The sequence below is a fragment of the Bradyrhizobium sp. i1.15.2 genome (genome assembly GCF_040548425.1).
Classification (GTDB): Bacteria; Pseudomonadota; Alphaproteobacteria; order Rhizobiales; family Xanthobacteraceae; genus Bradyrhizobium; species Bradyrhizobium canariense.
Window position 1 is genome coordinate 1 of record NZ_JBEPRQ010000076.1, and the last position, 1,508, is coordinate 1,508.

The window sequence follows — 1,508 nt, forward strand, 5'->3', positions numbered from 1 at the left end:
ACCGAGACCGCGCTGGCGCAGCTCTGGGCGGAGCTTCTCGGTCTGGCGCGGGTCGGCCGCCACGACAACTTCTTCGAACTGGGCGGCCACTCGCTGTTGGCGGTGCAGTTGATGGAGCGTCTGCGGCGGCTGTCGCTGGGGATCGAGGTGCGGACCTTGTTCGCCAAGCCGGTGCTGGCGGATCTGGCCGCAAGCCTGGGCACTCATCAGGAGGTGGCGGTCCCGGCCAACCTGATCACCGCGAGCAGCACGGCGATTACGCCGCAGATGCTGCCGCTGATCGAGCTGACGCAGGGCGAGATCGATCGGATCGTCGCCATGGTGCCTGGTGACGTCGCCAACATCCAGGACATTTATGGCTTGTCGGCGCTGCAGGACGGCATCCTGTTCCATCATTTGCTCGCCAGCCATGGCGATCCGTACCTGCTGGTGTCGCAGATGGCGTTTGCCGACCGTGGCCTGTTGGATCGCTATCTTGCCGCGGTTCAGCGGGTGGTGGATCGGCACGACATCTTAAGGACATCGTTTGTCTGGGAGGGCCTGTCGAGCCCGGCCCAGGTGGTGTGGCGGAACGCGCCGCTGCTGGTGACCGAGGTTGAGCTGGACGGGTCTTCTGGTCCCGGCCACGAGCAGCTTAAGGATCGGTTTGATCCGCGCCAGCACCGCATCGATCTTGGCCGGGCGCCGCTGTTGCGGTTTGTGATTGCGCGCGAGCCCGGCAGCGCGCGCTGGCTGCTTTTGGAGCTGCAGCACCATTTGATCGGGGATCACACCACGCTGGAAGTGATGCATGCCGAGGTCCGGGCCGTGCTGGAGGGGCGCGAGCATGAGCTGATAGCCCCGCAGCCGTTCCGCAATCTGGTGGCCCAGGCGCGATTGGGCGTGGGTGCGGATGCGCATGAGCAGTTCTTCCGGAGGCTGCTGGCCGACATCGATGAGCCGACCACGCCGTTTGGGCTGAGCGAGATCCGCGGCGACGGCAGCGGCGTGGGCGAGGCGCATCGGATGCTGCCGCAGGCGCTCAACGCGCGGCTGCGCAGCCAGGCGCGGCGGCTCGGGGTGAGCCTGGCCAGCCTGTGCCATCTGGCCTGGGGGCAGGTGGTGGCGCGCAGCAGCGGCCGCGAGCAGGTGGTGTTCGGCACGGTGCTGTTCGGCCGCATGCATGGCGGCGCCGGTGCCGACCGCGCCATGGGCCTGTTCATGAACACCCTGCCGCTGCGGCTTGATCTCGACGGCACCGGGGTCGAGGCGAGCGTGCGCACCACCCACGCCCGGCTGGCCGAGCTGCTGGCGCATGAGCATGCCTCGCTGGCCTTGGCGCAACGCTGCAGCAGCGTTGCGGCACCGGCGCCGCTGTTCAGCGCGCTGTTGAACTATCGCCACACCACGCCAGCGGTCATGTCCGGTTCTACACCGAATGATGGGCTAGAGGGGGTGGAATGGCTGGGCGGGGAGGAGCGCACCAACTATCCCCTGTCCTTGTCGGTGGAGGATTTTGGCGAGGCGCT

General features: G+C 67.5%; 1 protein-coding gene. It reads left to right on the forward strand.

Annotated features, from left to right (window positions below):
- Nucleotides 1-1,508: condensation domain-containing protein (locus ABIB80_RS39255; protein WP_354129646.1), on the forward strand; the 1,508-nt coding region annotated here is incomplete at both ends.